This window comes from Haloarcula sp. CGMCC 1.6347 (assembly GCF_037078395.1).
Classification (GTDB): Archaea; Halobacteriota; Halobacteria; order Halobacteriales; family Haloarculaceae; genus Haloarcula; species Haloarcula amylolytica.
This window is the reverse complement of record NZ_JAYMGX010000001.1, coordinates 790578-806463: the sequence shown is the minus strand read 5'-3', so window position 1 is coordinate 806463 and position 15886 is coordinate 790578. Positions and strand designations below refer to the sequence as shown.

15 protein-coding genes are annotated in these 15886 nt (G+C 65.2%); 7 read left to right on the top strand and 8 right to left on the bottom strand.

The features are described from left to right. Positions 1–21 precede the first annotated feature (21 nt). A complete protein-coding gene (locus tag VI340_RS04295) occupies positions 22–849 on the top strand; it encodes a hypothetical protein (protein WP_336357852.1) in 828 nt (275 codons plus the stop codon). 77 nt (positions 850–926) lie between these two features. Here VI340_RS04295 and VI340_RS04290 read toward each other — a convergent pair whose 3' ends face one another. Continuing rightward, a complete protein-coding gene (locus VI340_RS04290; protein WP_008310011.1) occupies positions 927–1199 on the bottom strand; it encodes a DUF7553 family protein in 273 nt (90 codons plus the stop codon). 180 nt (positions 1200–1379) lie between these two features. Between VI340_RS04290 and VI340_RS04285 the strand changes: the two genes are divergently transcribed. The 3 genes from VI340_RS04285 to VI340_RS04275 all read left to right on the top strand — a co-directional run bounded on the left by VI340_RS04285 (position 1380) and on the right by VI340_RS04275 (position 4201). Continuing rightward, entirely contained in the window at positions 1380–2747 is a 1368-nt protein-coding gene (locus tag VI340_RS04285) for a phosphoribosylglycinamide synthetase C domain-containing protein (RefSeq protein WP_336357851.1), read from the top strand. A 91-nt stretch (positions 2748–2838) separates the two neighbouring features. Next, entirely contained in the window at positions 2839–3090 is a 252-nt protein-coding gene (locus VI340_RS04280; protein ID WP_008310015.1) for a DUF7127 family protein, read from the top strand. A 106-nt stretch (positions 3091–3196) separates the two neighbouring features. Then, entirely contained in the window at positions 3197–4201 is a 1005-nt protein-coding gene (locus tag VI340_RS04275) for a DUF368 domain-containing protein (protein WP_008310016.1), read from the top strand. Between the two features lie 5 nt (positions 4202–4206). Here VI340_RS04275 and VI340_RS04270 read toward each other — a convergent pair whose 3' ends face one another. Both VI340_RS04270 and VI340_RS04265 read right to left on the bottom strand, forming a co-directional pair. After that, the gene (locus VI340_RS04270; protein ID WP_008310017.1) at positions 4207–5310 is read right to left on the bottom strand and encodes an NADH:flavin oxidoreductase/NADH oxidase; all 1104 of its coding nucleotides are present in this window, start codon (positions 5308–5310) and stop codon (positions 4207–4209) included. Positions 5311–5409: 99 nt separating this feature from the next. Next, positions 5410–6375, bottom strand: coding sequence for a beta-ribofuranosylaminobenzene 5'-phosphate synthase family protein (locus VI340_RS04265; RefSeq protein WP_336357850.1), 966 nt, complete (start codon positions 6373–6375; stop codon positions 5410–5412). 121 nt (positions 6376–6496) lie between these two features. Between VI340_RS04265 and ilvD the strand changes: the two genes are divergently transcribed. Next, positions 6497–8224 carry a dihydroxy-acid dehydratase gene (gene ilvD, locus VI340_RS04260; RefSeq protein ID WP_336357849.1) on the top strand — a complete coding sequence of 576 codons (1728 nt, stop codon included), beginning with the start codon at positions 6497–6499 and terminating at the stop codon, positions 8222–8224. 176 nt (positions 8225–8400) lie between these two features. Here ilvD and VI340_RS04255 read toward each other — a convergent pair whose 3' ends face one another. Further along, on the bottom strand, positions 8401–8643 hold the full coding sequence (locus tag VI340_RS04255) for a hypothetical protein (RefSeq protein WP_008310020.1): 243 nt from the start codon (positions 8641–8643) through the stop codon (positions 8401–8403). Positions 8644–8970: 327 nt separating this feature from the next. On the opposite strand from VI340_RS04255, the gene VI340_RS04250 reads away from it, so the two are divergent. Then, the gene (locus VI340_RS04250; protein ID WP_008310022.1) at positions 8971–10320 is read left to right on the top strand and encodes an ATP-binding protein; all 1350 of its coding nucleotides are present in this window, start codon (positions 8971–8973) and stop codon (positions 10318–10320) included. Here VI340_RS04250 and VI340_RS04245 read toward each other — a convergent pair. The 3 genes from VI340_RS04245 to VI340_RS04235 form a co-directional block, all read right to left on the bottom strand. Beyond that, on the bottom strand, positions 10317–11036 hold the full coding sequence (locus VI340_RS04245; RefSeq protein WP_008310025.1) for a metal-dependent hydrolase: 720 nt from the start codon (positions 11034–11036) through the stop codon (positions 10317–10319). The genes VI340_RS04250 and VI340_RS04245 overlap by 4 nt on opposite strands. Positions 11037–11104: 68 nt before the next feature. Beyond that, entirely contained in the window at positions 11105–13687 is a 2583-nt protein-coding gene (locus VI340_RS04240; protein ID WP_336357848.1) for a heavy metal translocating P-type ATPase, read from the bottom strand. 145 nt (positions 13688–13832) lie between these two features. Further along, on the bottom strand, positions 13833–14096 hold the full coding sequence (locus VI340_RS04235) for a hypothetical protein (RefSeq protein ID WP_049942925.1): 264 nt from the start codon (positions 14094–14096) through the stop codon (positions 13833–13835). Positions 14097–14241: 145 nt separating this feature from the next. On the opposite strand from VI340_RS04235, the gene VI340_RS04230 reads away from it, so the two are divergent. Then, on the top strand, positions 14242–15327 hold the full coding sequence (locus VI340_RS04230; protein WP_336357847.1) for a S1C family serine protease: 1086 nt from the start codon (positions 14242–14244) through the stop codon (positions 15325–15327). Positions 15328–15364: 37 nt separating this feature from the next. On the opposite strand, the gene VI340_RS04225 is transcribed toward VI340_RS04230, so the two are convergent. Next, a complete protein-coding gene (locus tag VI340_RS04225; RefSeq protein ID WP_008310032.1) occupies positions 15365–15796 on the bottom strand; it encodes a hypothetical protein in 432 nt (143 codons plus the stop codon). Positions 15797–15886 lie beyond the last annotated feature (90 nt).

Here is a 15886-nt window from a genome sequence, read left to right as displayed (position 1 = left end):
GGGGCAGGGCAACGCAGAGCCATGTACCGCCGTCGTGTTCTGGCACTCTGCGGACTGGCTATCACCGGTGCAGGATGTCAGAGTGAAACCGAGGACACCGGGTCAGTGACGCCGGTGCCGTCACCGGCCGTCAGCGAACCCGATACTGGGTCGCCGCCCGGTGTGGCTGTCACGGACGCCGTGGTGGCGCCGGGCGTCGTGATTCCCCGCACTGACTCTATCAGCGTTGAACCGACAGCCGGCCAGTTTCTCGTCCTCACGACGACCGTCGAGGGCTCGGGAGTGGACCGGGGCGCGTTCTCGCTCAGATTCGACGGGTCGACGTACAGCCCCGAGACGTTCAGGAACGGTCTGTATCGCGACGGCGAGTGGGGCCGACAGTTCACCGAGGCCGGCGGGCCGCTGGTCTTTGACCTGCCCGAAACCGGTTCAGCCAGCGACACCCGACTGTCCTGGCCCGGCGGGGAGTGGACGCCGCCGAAGACAGTTCAGAACAGACTCGAAGCACCGTTGCCGTCGTTCGACGTTACTCTCGACGGACCGGAGCGCGTCACTGAGCCAGCCATGCCGACGCTTGAGATAACAGTCACGAACGCGGGCGACACTGCGGGTCGGTACGTCCTCGCACTCAACCGAACCGGCCCGCGAGTCGCCTACGCGCCTGTCGGCCGGTTTGATAGGGTACTGGAGCCAGGAGAAACAGCGGGCATCACGCACGACGCTAAGACACCGTACGTCGACGATACGGAGCCGCGTGAAGTCACGTATCATCTGCGGGCCCCGGACGATAACAACGACGTGACACACTGGATCAAGCCGGTCGACGAGGAAACCGCGACAGAGTCGTAGCGACTCATCGGTTCGAAAGCCGTCTTTCCGTCGCAGAAAGTCACCGGGCAGCCGTGTGTTGGCGCAGGAGCGCCGCCTCAGACCCCTTCGAGGTCGGACCGATACTCGTTGATCTGGTCGTCGGCGTCGTCGATGGCTTCGGTCACGTCTTCCGCGTCGCCACTGCTGAGGTCGTTGAGCGCCGACTGGATGCGGGCGAGTCGGCCGTGGTCCGGGCCGCGTTCGTCGGTCGCAAGGGAGTCAAGCTGGGCAGCGAGTTCGGCGAGGCGCTCGCTCGCCTCGTCGCTGTCAGTGTCTTCGGCCGCCGATTCGAGCAGTTCACTCGCGGACGCGAGTTCGTCGCGTGTCATACGTGGGGATTTACAGATGGGGACTAAAACGGTTCGGCTTACGGAAGTGGGTTTATTTAAATAGATCAGTGGGCATCGAGCAGCCGGGTATGACTGGCCGGTTCGCTGCCATCGCGATGTCAATGACCTGCGGTCGACAGGACGGGAAACGTTTACCCCGCACCCGCCCGCAGACGCGCCATGGCAAATTTCCTCTTTTGTTCGTTGGACGCGGCGCTCATCGGCGACATCGCCTGGCAGGTCAGCCGAGAAGGGCACGACGTCCGGTACTACATCGAAGCCGACAGCGATCAGGAGATTGCCGACGGATTCGTACCGAAAACCGACGACTGGCGGGGGGACCTCGACTGGGCCGACGTCGTCGTCTTCGACGACATCTGGGTCGGTGGCGACATCGGTACCGGCGAACTCGCCCGGGAACTCCGGGCTGAAGGCCACGCCGTCGTTGGCGGGACACCCAACACAGATGCGCTCGAAGAGGACCGCGGCTACGCCATGGAGGTCCTCGAAGACCACGGTGTCAACACTATCGAGCATCACGTCTTCGAGGACTTCGACGCCGGCATCAAGCACGTCCAGGAGAACCCTGCGCCGTACGTCATCAAACCGCTGGGCGAAGTCCAGAACGTCAAACGACTGCTCTACGTCGGCAACGAGGACGACGGCAGCGACATCGTGGACGTACTGGAGGCGTACAAGAAGGCGTGGGGCCATCGGATGAAGGGTTTCCAGCTCCAGCGGAAGGTCGAGGGCGTCGAAATCGCCGTCTGTGGTTTCTTCAACGGCGAGTCGTTCGTCGAACCGATCAACTTCAACTTCGAGCACAAGAAGCTGTTTCCGGGCAACATCGGTCCCTCGACCGGCGAGATGGGGACTTCGATGTTTTGGGCCGGCCGGAACGAACTGTTTGCGGAGACACTCGGCAAGGTGGAAGGCTGGCTCGCCGACGAGGGCTACGTCGGCAGCATCGATATCAACTGCATCGTCAACGAGGACGGCATCTATCCGCTGGAGTTCACGCCGCGGTTCGGGTACCCCACAATCACGCTGCAAGAGGAGTCGTTCGAATCGGAAACAGGCCAGTTCTTCCTCGACCTGGCGAACGGGCGCGACCCCGGTCTAGAGGTACACCGTGGATATCAGGTCGCGGTTCGGGTCGTCCTCCCGCCGTTCCCGTTCGACGACCAGAAGACGTACGACGAGAACTCCCGCAACGCCGCGGTCGTCTTCGGATCCGACAGCCGCGAGGGCATCCACATCGAGGACGCGAAGCGCGTGTCTGTTGCGGGCACGGACCGCGCGACCGGCGAGAGAAGCGAGCCGGGAGCGGCGGTCGACGGGCAGTGGCGGGTCGCCGGCGAAAGTGGGATGCCGCTAGTCGTCACAGGCAAGGGCGAAACGATGCAGGCGGCGCGAGAACAGGCGTACGAACGCGTCGACGACATTCTCATCCCGAACTGCTACTATCGCGACGACATCGGCGAGCGGTGGATCGACGGCGACGGCGACCGCCTGCAAGCATGGGGCTATCTCGGCCCTGCTGTGTAGCGACGTACAGGATAGCGTTCCTGTCTGGCCGAGCTTTGGCACGCGCCGAACGTGGACCTTTATGTGTGTAACACATACCCATGATTGACGAATGGACGCACAAACTGAACGGTCGCCGCTACACGTCTCGCACACCGACCACGACGACGGCTGGACGGTCGCCGTCGACCTCGACTCGCTTCAGGTCAGCGACGACCATGTGACAGTCGATATCATCGGGACGGAAGCCATCGTTGCTGTCGACGCCCCGCACCTCCAGACCGAGTTCGATGTCGACCTGCCGGCAGCCGGCGCAGTCCAGACACTCAGGAACGGCGTGCTCACGCTATCGAAGCGGAGCTAGCGCTGTCGCGGGCCACTTGTTCAGCCGCAGTCTCGCAGTTGTGACAGCAGCATAATACGATGTAACTCCACAAGGGATTTGAGCGTGATGCTGGAAGCGTTCAGTGATGACCACCCCTCCCGACCGGGACCCGCCGACGGTTCTGGGCTCGGTGCCACCGCTTCGTGCGTGGATTCGAACGTTTCTCATCGGCCTCTGTATGGGCAGTGCGGACGGGGTCCCCGGCGTCTCCGGGGGCACAATCGCGCTTATCGCCGGGGTCTACGAGCGACTCATCGCCGCGATTACCGCCGTTACGCCGGGCCGCATAGTACGATTCGTCCGCGCGCTCACACCGCTAGACGGCGGTGTTGATGTACGCGGTGCGTTCTCGGAACTCCTCGAACTCGACATCTGGTTCCTCCTCGCGCTGGTCGCCGGCGTCGGCACCGCCGTCGTCATCGTGACACACATCGTCACCGTCGCCAGCCAGGAGACGCCGGCGTTGCTTTTCGGCTTCTTCTTCGGCCTCATCGCCGCCTCCGCGCTCGTCCTGCTACGCGGTCTCTCAATCGAGACGCCACTCCAAGCCGCGGCGGGCGTCGTCGGGTTCCTCGTCGCCTTCCTAGTATCGGGTATCTCGGCTGGGGGCGACGGCACCGGCGGGAGCCTGCTCCTCGTCTTCGTCGCCGGGATGATCGGCGTCAGCGCAATGATCCTCCCTGGCATCTCCGGGTCGCTGCTGCTCGTCATCCTCGGTCAGTACACCCGGATGACGAGGGCGCTTAGCGAGTTCATCGACGCGCTCATCGGCCTCGCGACCGGCGGCTCGGTCGACGACGTGACCGCGACGGCCGTCCCCGTCGTGACCTTCATCGTCGGCGGACTGGTCGGCCTGTTCACCATCGCACGGGTCGTCCGCCGCGCGCTGGACTACAACCGTCGGGCAACGCTTGCCTTCCTCGTCGCGCTCGTCGTCGGCGCGTTACGCGCCCCGGTCGTTGAAGTACAGGATAAAGTCGGCTTCTCGACGGACGTTCTCATCGCGTTCGTCGCCGCCGCCGCCGTCGGCGCGGCCTTCCTGCTCGTGCTCGACTGGTACGCCGTGGACCTCGATCTCGACAAGATCTAAGGCCCTTAGAAGCCCCAGGCGCGACGGTACTGCGGCGGCCCCTCGATTTCGTCGGTCGCGTCGAGTTCCCTCGCTGCGGTCATCGTGAAGTACGGGTCCCGGAGGTGTTCGCGGCCGACGATGGCCATGTCTGCCCGGTCGTTGGCGACGACGGCTTCGGCCTGTTCGGGCGTCGTGATACCGCCGACAGCGCCGACGGCGATGTCGGACTCCGTTTCCTCTCGAATCCGCTCGGCGTACCGGAGCTGGTAGTTCGGGCCGGCGTAGTCGGGGCGGGACTCGGGGTGGATGCCGCCGCCGCTCACGTCGATGAGGTCCACGCCGATGTCGGCGAGTCGGTCCGACAGTCGCACGGAGTCCTCGACGGTCCAGGAATCGCGGTCGGGAAGCCAGTCCGTCGCCGAGATTCGGACGAACACCGGCTTGTCGTCGGGCCAGACCTCGCGGACGGCGGTCGTGATTTCGCGGACCAGTCGCGTGCGCCCCTCGAAGTCGCCGCCGTAGTCGTCCTCGCGCTGGTTCGTCACCGGCGAGAGGAACTGATGCAAGAGGTAGCCGTGGGCGGCGTGGACCTCTGCGACTTCGAATCCGGCGTCGAGCGCGCGCTCGGCGGCGGCGCGGAACGAGTCGATGACCGCCTCGATGCCGTCCTGATCGAGCGCTGTTGTCGGCGGTGCCTCGCCGTCTTCGTACGGCCAGGGGTCGTCACTCGGTCCGACGACTTCCCAGCCGCCGTCGTCGGACTGGAGCGGGTCGTGGCCGTCCCACGGTCGTTCGATAGAGGCTTTCCGCCCGGCGTGGGCCAGCTGGATAGCCGGTACGCTGCCCTGTTCAGCGATGAACTCCGTAATCGGTTCCAGCGCTGCCGCGTGCTCGTCGCTCCAGATACCCAGGTCCTCCGGGGAGATACGGCCGCGGGCTTCGACAGTGGTCGCCTCAGTCATGACCAGGCCCGCGCCGCCAACGGCGCGTGAACCGAGGTGTGTGCGGTGCCAGTCGGTGGCGAGGCCGTCGCGGGCCCCACAGGAGTACTGGCACATCGGAGACACCATGACGCGATTCGGGACAGTCGTCTCGCGGAGTTCCAGCGGTGAGAACAGTGCAGTCATCGACGGGGGTTTGCTGCCGAGACGGATAACCGCACTGGCGGCTGCAAGAGTCGTCGTTAGTGCCGGTAGCTCGTACTGAAAAGCCACACAGCCCGGCTTCTATTCAGTCAGTGAGGCACCGGTGTTCCGGGGCGCGACGACGCGAGCCGTTCCCTCGACGCCGGCCGCATCGAGTGCCAGTGCGCCCGCTTCGCGAGCCTCCGACTCGTAGTCTGCCGTCGTCAGGCCCCAGACGGTCGGTCCCCAGGAGCTCTGGCCGGCTCCGGAGATGACCGGGGCGCTCGACAGCGACTCGACGAGTGCGCCGGCGGGCGGGCGGTAGACGCCGCCCTGTTCGTCGGCGTACCACGCGCCGTTGAGCCGGCCCAGCCGCGCCGCGGCGTGGCCGAAGTCGCCGTGGTCTCTGGTGGCAATCGCGGGGAGCAGCCGCCGGGTCAACAGCGTCGAGATCTCGTCGGCGATGCCGGGGTCGGCGCGCTCGACGGCCTGCCGCATACTCTGGTCCTCCGCGCTGCCGCTCTGGCCGGGGTCGGTGTCCGGGACGACGATGACAAAGCGCCAGTGTGCGGGGATGTCGTGATAGGCCAGCACCGGCGGCACGTCCCAGTCACCTTCGGCTGGCGGTTCGGCAGTGAAGCGCTCCGTCGGGTGCCCGCCGTCGATGACAAACCCACCCGATTCAAACGCGGCCACGCCGACGCCGCTCCGGCCGCCCCGGCCCAGTTGCGGCGCGTAGGTCCGGGCGTCGGCGGTCCGGTCGTAGGCCCGAACGACGGCGATGAGCGTCGCCAGCGAGAGCTGCGTACCGCTCCCGAGGCCGACGTGTCGCGGGAACCGCTCCTCGACAGAGACAGCAGCGCCGGGTACGTCGAGCGCGTCGACCACGCGCCGGACGTACGGTTCGGCCGCCGCGTCGTCACACTGGACCGTGTCGGCTCGTGTCGCTTCGACGGTCAGCCGCGGCTCGTCGAGAGCGAGCCCAACGCCTCCGTAAAGGCGCTCGTGAGCGAGCGAGAGGTTCTGAAACCCGAAGTGGAGTCGCGCGGCGGTCGTGACCGTCGGCATACGCCGGCGGAAGTCCCCGACGGAAAAGAAGCTGCTGTCACCGGTGGGTTTCGCCGCGCTCTTGTGTGGGACGTTACCGCGAGTACAAGTTATTTAAGGTTGCTCACGGCGACGCTCACATATGAGCAAGCAGGAACGGCAAGAACGGCCGGAGAAGGACCCGGATCTCCGGAGTACCGAAGTGACAGAGGGCTACGAGAAGGCCCCTCATCGCGCGATGTTCCGCGCGATGGGCTACGACGACGAGGACCTGTCCTCGCCGATGATCGGCATCGCGAACCCCGCCGCCGACATCACGCCGTGTAACGTCCATCTGGACGACGTGGCTGACGCTGCCTACGACGGCATCGACGACACTGAAGGGATGCCAATCGAGTTCGGGACGATCACCATCTCCGACGCCATCTCGATGGGGACCGAGGGGATGAAGGCGTCGCTCATCTCCCGCGAAATCATCGCCGACTCTGTCGAACTTGTCACCTTCGGCGAGCGCATGGACGGCATCGTCACCATCGGTGGCTGTGACAAGAACATGCCCGGGATGATGATGGCCGCTATCCGGACGGACCTGCCCAGTGTCTTCCTCTACGGCGGCTCCATCATGCCCGGCGAGCACGACGGCCGCGAGGTCACCATCCAGAACGTCTTCGAAGGCGTGGGCGCGGTCGCCGACGGCGAGATGAGCGAGGGCGAACTCGACGAGATGGAACGCCACGCCTGCCCCGGTGCGGGCTCCTGTGGCGGGATGTTCACCGCCAACACCATGGCCTCCATCTCCGAAGCGCTCGGCTTCGCGCCGCTCGGGTCGGCCTCCCCGCCGGCCGAACACGAGTCCCGCTACGAGGAGGCCCGCCGGGCCGGCGAACTCGCCGTCGAGGTGGTGCAGGAACGCCGCAGTCCCTCCGACTTCCTCACCCGCGAGTCCTTCGAGAACGCCATCGCCCTGCAGGTCGCGGTCGGCGGGTCGACCAACGCCGTCCTCCACCTGCTCGCGCTCGCGGCGGAGGCCGGCATCGACCTCGACATCGAGACGTTCAACGAAATCAGCGCCCGGACGCCCAAGATCGCCGACCTCCAGCCCGGCGGCGAGCGAGTCATGAACGACCTCCACGAGGTCGGCGGCGTCCCGGTCGTCTTGCAGGCGCTGAACGACGCCGGCCTGCTCCACGGCGACGAACTCACGGTCACGGGCAACACGATCGAAGAGGAACTCGAACGCATCGACCCGCCCGCGATCGAGGACCTCGACGTGGACTACCTCCACACCGTCGAGGACCCGATCCACGAGCGCGGTGCGATCCGTATCCTCTCGGGCAACCTCGCGCCCGACGGCTCGGTCATCAAGATCACGGGCGAGGACCACCTCCATCACGAGGGTCCGGTCCGCGTGTTCGAACAGGAAGAGGGTGCTATGGAGTACGTGCAGGAAGGCCACGTCGAGTCCGGCGACGTGATCTGTATCCGCAACGAGGGGCCACAGGGCGGTCCCGGTATGCGTGAGATGCTGGGCGTGACCTCAGCCGTCGCCGGCCAGGGTCACGCCGAAGACGTGGCGCTGTTCACCGACGGCCGCTTCTCCGGCGCGACTCGGGGCTTCTCTATCGGCCACGTCGCCCCCGAGGCGTTCGTCGGCGGCCCCATCGCCGCGCTGGAGGACGGCGACACCGTCACCATCGACATCGACGACCACGAACTGTCGGTCGACCTCACCGACGAGGAGATCGAGCAGCGCCTCGAAGACTACGACCCTGAACCGACGTACGACAGCGGCGTGCTGGCGAAGTACCACAGCGACTTCGGCTCCGCGGCGAACGGCGCGGTGACGAACCCCGGCGCGAAGTGGGACTGAGACTGTACCGAATTTCGCTACCGCGAATATCTTGAGCTAGCCACAGCCAACAGTGTGGGAAACCGACGACAGTGGCATCGGGTAGCGGGTCGACCGACGAACGCCGCCGGAGCAGGTCACCGGCAGAACTAGGCGCCGTCAGAACCGAACGGAGTCGTCAGCGTGGCGGCACAGACTTATGTCCGTGTGACCGTGATGAGCCCCTCTTTGAGCGCCGCTTCGAACCGCTCGTCCAGTGTCATCTGGTCCCAGCCGTCCGGCCGGTCCTCTGTGGCGATCTCAGAAAGTGACTCGACCAGCGACCTGTGGAGGAACCGACCGTTCTCGCCGCACTCGCTGCAGGTCCTGATGATCGACCGAACCTCGAAGTTCCGCTCGACGGCGTCCTGGCATCGGGCGCACACGTACGTTTCGGACACACCTGACTATACGCCGCCCGGATACTCGGATGTTGTGACTCCTTTCATCTATATATCATGATCGCCTGTCGACTACACCGACGACGGCCCGTTCTATCGAATATCACCGTACAGTTCTCTTGTCGGGAGATAACCATCGTGACATGAGATGCGCCTATAGCGAGCATTTCAGTTCACTTAATGGTGCAATCCAGAAGGCGGCTGGTCGCTTCTGGCAGCGGTGTCCAGTATCGGCTGGAGGGGGTCGTTCCGCTGTTGTATCCTGTTTTATTTTCATCATGACTGCTAAACCTATTTACAATCCCGGGACAAATCGTGGGCGTGTTGATGTCCCCGCCGACCGTCCTCCTCATCGCTGCCGAGACTGCTGCCGGAGAGCAGTTACAGGCGGCACTTGAACAGGCAGCAATCGACGCAACGGTCGAGACGACAGAGCCCGAATGCGTCGATACGACACTGCTACGTACCGCGGTTGACTGCCTCGTCGTCCCGGTGACGTGTGGAGGGATGGCGGGCGGTCATCTGGCGGAGGCAGCCACCGGGCTCTACCCGAACCTCCCGGTGATCATGTACGGCAGTGAGGCGGACCGTGGAGATCACATTCGGACGGTCGACGACGATCTCGGGTCGCCGGAACTGGCAGCCGCAGTCGATGCAGCACTCGAAGACAGCGAGACGATGGCCGCCCGACCGGCTTCCCGGCCGGAGACGATTCTCGCCACGATGTTCGAACGGTACTCCGAGCACCTGTACGTGAAAGACGATGACAGGCACTATCTGTTGCTCAACGATTCGTCGTACGCCCCGCCGGAACTGCTCGGCCGGCGAGACGAAGACGGGCTCCCCGCCGGGGCGACGTATCTGGATGCAGCACGCGGTGACGACCTACAGGTCATCAACGACGGGGCCGACGTCCTGGACATCCACGAGTTCTCGCCGTCGATGGGGAAACACCTCCAAACGTCGAAGATACCCTGGTACGACGAGACCGGCGAGCTAATCGGCCTCATCGGTATCACGCAGGATATCACCGACCAGAAAGAGCGCGAACGTCTCCTCAGACAACAGAACGAACGTCTCCGGAAGGTGGCGCTGCTGGCCGCACACGAACTCCGAAACGAACTCCAGGTGTCGACCGGCCATCTCTCGCAGGTCGAGGCCGACGACGAACACATCGACGCTGTGGAGCGTTCTATCGACCAGCTCTCCGGTATCGTCGACAAGGTCGTCTCGCTGGCGTCGAGCGACTCGCCAGCGTTCGAGCCCGAACAACAGTGGCTCTCGACGGTCGTCTGGGACGTGTGGAGTTCGCTATCGCTCGAAGCCGCATCGCTCGAAGTGACATCGGACAGGAGACTGCTGGCGGACGCGGAGTCGATGCGCCTGTTTCTCGAGATTCTGCTCTCGAACGCCGTCGAACACGGCGGCCCCGACGTCGCGATTCGCGTCGGTGCCACGTCCTCGGGATTCTTTGTCGCGGACGACGGGCCTGGCGTCGACGTCTCGCCACCGGAGCGGGTGCTCGAAGCGGGGTACGCATCAGAGAAACAAAACAGCGGGTTCGGGCTCTACATCGCCAACCGGATCGCGAAAGAACACGGCTGGTCGCTGTCCGTCGATGACAGCGAGGCGGGCGGCGCGCGGTTTACCGTGACCGACGTGGAACGACCGGATTAAAGCTCGAAGCTCTCGTCGCCGTCGAGGACGTGGACCTCGGCGTCGCTGCCGGTGCCTTTGACCTCGTTCACGAAGTCTTGCGTTTCGATTTCGATAGGTGGGAACGTGTCGTAGTGCATCGGGAACGCGTGGTCGACGTCCAGCCAGTCGACGGCGACGGCGGCCTGCATCGGCCCCATCGTGAAGTGGTCGCCGACCGGCACCGCCGCGGCGTCCGGTTCGAGGAACGGGCCGATGACGTCGCGCATCTCCGTCATGAGACCGGTGTCGCCGGCGTGGTAGAACGTCGTCGACTCCGCGTCGCTGACCTGTGTGGGCTTCGTGTCCGAGATGATGAAGCCACCCGGCATCCCGCCGCTCGTGCCGTAGCTGGTGTCCATGCCGTTCGTGTGGTCGGCGCGGTGCATCGTGACGAACGCGTCGCCGATTTCGACGGTCCCGCCGAGGTTCATCCCCATGCCACCGACGGCGTCGAAGTCACCGAAGTTGTCTTCGCAGTACTCGACGATTTCCGGCGTAGCCACGAGCCCACAGCCCTCGTAGCGGTCCACGTCGCCGATGTGGTCGGCGTGGCCGTGGGTCAGCAACACGTAGTCCGGGTCCAGTTCCTCGGGGTCCGTGTCCGTCTTGGGGTTATCGAAGAACGGGTCGATGAGCAATTCGGTGTCGTCGACTGTTACGTGCCACGTCGAATGGCCGTACCATGTGAGCTCCATGTCGGATGCACGCTACTCCCGGCGTCCACTTAATACTACAGTCGCCCGGGGCGGACGATCATTCCTGACTACGCCCCGTCACCGTTCTCCGGCCGGACCCGCGAGAGCCGCATCGCGTTCCCGGTCACGGCCGTCGTCATGCCTGCGTCGCCCGCGAGCACGGCGACCCAGATAGGGACGAGGCCGAACGGCACGGCGAGTGCGAGGCCGGCCTTGACCGCGAGACTGGCCCAGATGTTCTGCCGGATGACGCCGTTTGCGTCGTTGGCCAGTTCGTACAGGTACGGGAGCTTCGAGAGGTCGTCGCTCATGAGGGCGATATCGGCAGTTTCGAGGGCGGTATCTGTACCGGCGGCCCCCATCGCGACGCCGACGGTCGCGCTCGCCAGCGCCGGCGCGTCGTTGATACCGTCCCCGACCATCGCGACACCGTCGTATTCTTGGACGAGGTCGTCGATAGCGGCGACTTTCTCGTCGGGCAGGAGCTCGGCCTGGTAGTCGTCGACACCCACTTCTCGGGCGATAGCTCCCGCAGTACGCTCGTTGTCGCCGGTGAGCATCACCGTCCGCTCGACGCCCAGCTCGCGGAGCCGTGAGACGGCGGCTTTCGCTTCCGGGCGCACCTCGTCGGCGACGGCGATGACACCCTCTATCTCGTCTTCTGTCCCGACGATGACGACCGTTTTGCCTTCGGCCTGGAGTTCCGGAACCGTGTCCGCCAGCAGGTCCAGGCAGTTGTGGCGCTGACAGAGTTGCTGTGCCGTTTTCGTGACGACGCCGCCGTCGGTGGTCGCGTGGACGTGCGAGAGGTCGAACCCGAGGTCGTCGAACAGCCCCGGCTTGCCGGCGTAGTGAGGCGTCCCGTCGAGGTCCGCCCGGACGCCCTTCCCAGTGATGCTCTCGAAGTCATCGACTTCGGTACTTTCGACGCCAGCAGTGCCCGCCTCGGCGACGATGGCCTCGCCGATGGGGTGTTCGCTCCGCTGTTCGAGGCCGCGGGCGCACTGCAGGACCTCCTCCTCGGTGTTCCCGTTGAGCGGAATCACGTCGGTGACAGTCAGTTCGCCCTTCGTGAGCGTGCCCGTCTTGTCGAACGCGACCACGTCGACCGCGCCCATCGCTTCGAGGTGGTTGCCGCCCTTGATGAGCACGCCGTTCTTCGCGGCGCTGGTGATGCCCGAGACGACTGAGACGGGCGTCGAGATGACGAACGCGCAGGGACAGGCCAGCACCAGCAGGGTCAGGCCGTACACGACGGCGGTCGACCACGCCACCTCGAACACGGTGGGGGACGCCAGTGTCACAAGGACGGCGAACGCGACGACGACCGGCGTGTAGTACGCCGAGAAGCGCTCGACGAACTGCTCGCGCTCGGTCTTGTTCGACTGGGCGTCCTCGACCATCTGGACGATGCGCGAGAGCGTGTTGTCGCTGGCCGCCGCCGTGACCTGTACTTCCAGATACCCCTCTTCGTTGATTGTCCCGGCGTACACCTCGTCGCCCTCGGTCTTGTCGACCGGGACGCTCTCGCCGGTGATCGGTGCCTGATTGACCGCGCTGGTCCCCTCGATGACCGCCCCGTCCATCGGAATCTTCTCGCCGGGCCTGATGACGACGACATCACCGACCTGCACGTCTCCGACGGCCATCACCTGCTCGGTGCCATCCCGCTTGACCGTCGCTTCGTCGGGCGAGAGGTCCATCAGTTCCGCCAGAGAGTTCCGCGCGCGGTCCATCGAGTAGCGCTCCAGTAGTTCCGCGACGCTGAACAGGAACGCAAGCGTGGCGGCCTCGAAGTACAGCGCCTCGCCGAAGGCCAGACTGGCTGTGAGCGCGCCCAGAATGGCGATGGACATCAGCAGGTCGATGTCCAGGTTCCGGTTTTTCAGGGAGTAGTAGCCGCCACGCAGGATTTCCTGGCCGCCCGTCGCGACCGCGATGAGAAACAGAATGTCGGCGGCGTGCAGCGGCGACCCGAAGACGCTCCCGACCTGCGTGTTCACGCCGGCCAGCAGGAACTCGAAGAGGAGGCCGAACGCGACGAACACGCCGCTGACCCACGTCTTCAGCGCCCGCGAGCTGGTCCAGAGCGAGCCGTTCTCGTCCGTCTGCCCGGTCGCCGTGTCGTCCTCGCCTGTCGTCTCCGTGACCTCGTACCCGGCGCTCTCGATTGCCGCCACGAGGTCGCCCTCCGTCGTCGCGTTCCGGTCGTATGTGACGACGGCCGTCCCGGTAGTCGGGTGCGTCTCGACGACTCTGAGACCGTCAACCCTCCCCAGCGCGCTCTCGACCTTGCCGGCGCAGGAGGCACAGTCCATATCCGGGACCCCGAACCGCAGCGTCTCGCCGCCGTCGTCTGCGACGGTGTAGCCCGCCGCTTCGACGCGCGCCGCTATCGCGTCCACGTCCGTTTCGGCCTCGTCGTACTCGACGGTGAGCCGGCCCGTCGCTACCTGCGCGTCGACTCCCTCGATGCCCGTCAGTTCGCGGACGCTCGATTCTACCTTTCCAGCACAGGAGGGACAGTCCATTTCGGGGACAGACAGCTGCGCGACGCGGGCCCCATCGTGTGAGCCCGTCGCTGTCGGGTGACTATCGGCATTCGAGCAGCCACATCCATCGCCATCCGAACAGCCGTCGGACTCCGTCATTACCGGTGCTAGGCTACCCGCTCTTATTAATTCAACTGCTAAAACCGGCGCTCTAAGTGGGATTAGTTAATAAATAAACTCGGTTTTGTTATTAATCCAGCCGGCATCGACCGCACTGTTGGCTGTGCTGGCTGAGACATTTCCCTCAGTCGAACGGCGTCGTCCGGGTCGGCTTGCCCTGTGCGTAGCGGATCCAGCGTCGCATATGTCGGCCGACCGCCCAGAACAGTACCACAGTCATCGCCAGTAGGGCCGACAGGAAGACGATTCCCAGCCGTATCGGCTCCTCGGTCGGGAGGCCGATGAGCAGTACGATTGTCCCGACGAGTGCCATCTCGACACCACATCGCAGACCGGGCAACACGAACCCCGGTGTCGGCATTTTTGTTCCCGATGAATCCTCTGCCATGCCCCCCCGTATGCTATCGGGACGATTGTAGTTTATGCCCGTCTTCGAGGGCGAACTGAAAGTCACGACACACCGCAATCGAGCACTCGGGTGCGGTAGCGAGACCTGACCGTGCCTTTTTCGCAGCCCAGGCCTACGCCCCAGTATGAAACAGTCTTTCACGCGCCGAGCGATGTTAGGGGCCCTCGGGACGGCCGTCGCGGCCACGGCTGGCTGTCAGAGCCCCGGGACCAGCAGCGATTCGGACGGTAACGCCGCCGACCAGTCGGGGTCGGCCGACGCGGTCGCGCAGTCCGACAGCGTCTACGCCGACGTCTATCAAGAGGTCGCCGATGCCGTCGTCTCGATCAGGGTGTACGCCGAAGACTCGCGTGGTGGGCAGGGGAGCGGCTTCCTCGTCGACGACGAACACATCGTCACGAACGAACACGTCGTCGCGGGCGGGGACGAGTACTACGTCCGCTTTGCCGACACCGGCTGGCGTTCCGCTTCCGTCGTCGGCGCGGACGTGTACAGCGACCTGGCGGTCCTCCGCATCGGCGCGACACCGGACGTGACACCTCTCTCGTTTGTGGAGACCGAGACGACAGTCGGGACCGAAGTCGTCGCTATCGGGAACCCGTTTGGCCTCTCCGGCTCGGTGTCCGCGGGCATCGTCAGCGGCGTCGACCGCACGCTCCAGAGCGCGAACAACTTCTCCATCGCGGACGCGGTCCAGACCGACGCACCGGTCAACCCGGGGAACAGCGGCGGGCCGCTGGTCACGCTTGAGGGCGACGTGGTCGGTGTCATCAACTCCGGCGGCGGCGACAACGTCGCCTTTGCCATCTCGGCCCCGCTCGCCCAGCGTGTCGTGCCGTCGCTCATCCAGACCGGCGACTACGACCATCCGTACATGGGTGTTGGCCTCCAGAGCGTGTCGCCGCGGATCGCCGAGGCGAACAACTTAGACCCCGGGTCCGGGGTGTACATCACCCGTGTCGTCAGTGGTGGGCCAGCGGCGGGCGTCCTACAGGGAAGCGACGGGGCGACGACGATTTCGGGGACGGAGATTCCCACTGGCGGTGACGTGGTCAGACAGATGGACGACACGCCGACGCCGACGCGGCAGGCGCTTGGGAGCTTCCTCGCGCTGGAGACTAGCCCCGACGAGACGGTCGACGTACTGGTCGAGCGCGACGGGACACAGGAGACAGTCGAACTCACGCTCGGCTCGCGCCCGGAGCCGTAACGAGCGTCGGCGGCCGAATCTGCTGCTCCGACCGTGGTTACCGCGTCCGGAGCCCGCCCTGTTCGTTACGGCTGCCGCCGGTCAGTACGTAGCTGACGGCGGCAGCGAGGGGCAGTGTCACCGGGAGCCCCGCGACGAGCAGGCTGATACCGAGGCCCCTATTGCCGAACACGTAGAGCGCAACGCCGGCCGCAGTGACCACGACGAAGTCCGCGATGGTCGCCAACGCGGCCAGTCGGAGGCGGGCCGCGCGGTCGGAGAGTTCGCCCGCCGCCGCTCGGTCGCGGTGCCACAGCAGGACGTAGCCGGCGAGCAGTCCGGTCAGGCCGGCCGAGACGCCCACTGGCAGGCCGATAAGCAGCGAGAACTCTATCTGTGGTTCGAAGCCGGCGGTCACCGAGACGGTCGTGACGGCAAACGCAAGTACGCCGAGGAGCAGCGCGACGACGATGCGGACGTGCGTGTTCATACGTCTCAACTGCACGACTGTCCACAAATAGTCCATCGCTGTCACAGAACAGAATGTCGGGCGGTACTTCGCACAGCGGCCTGTTCCAGC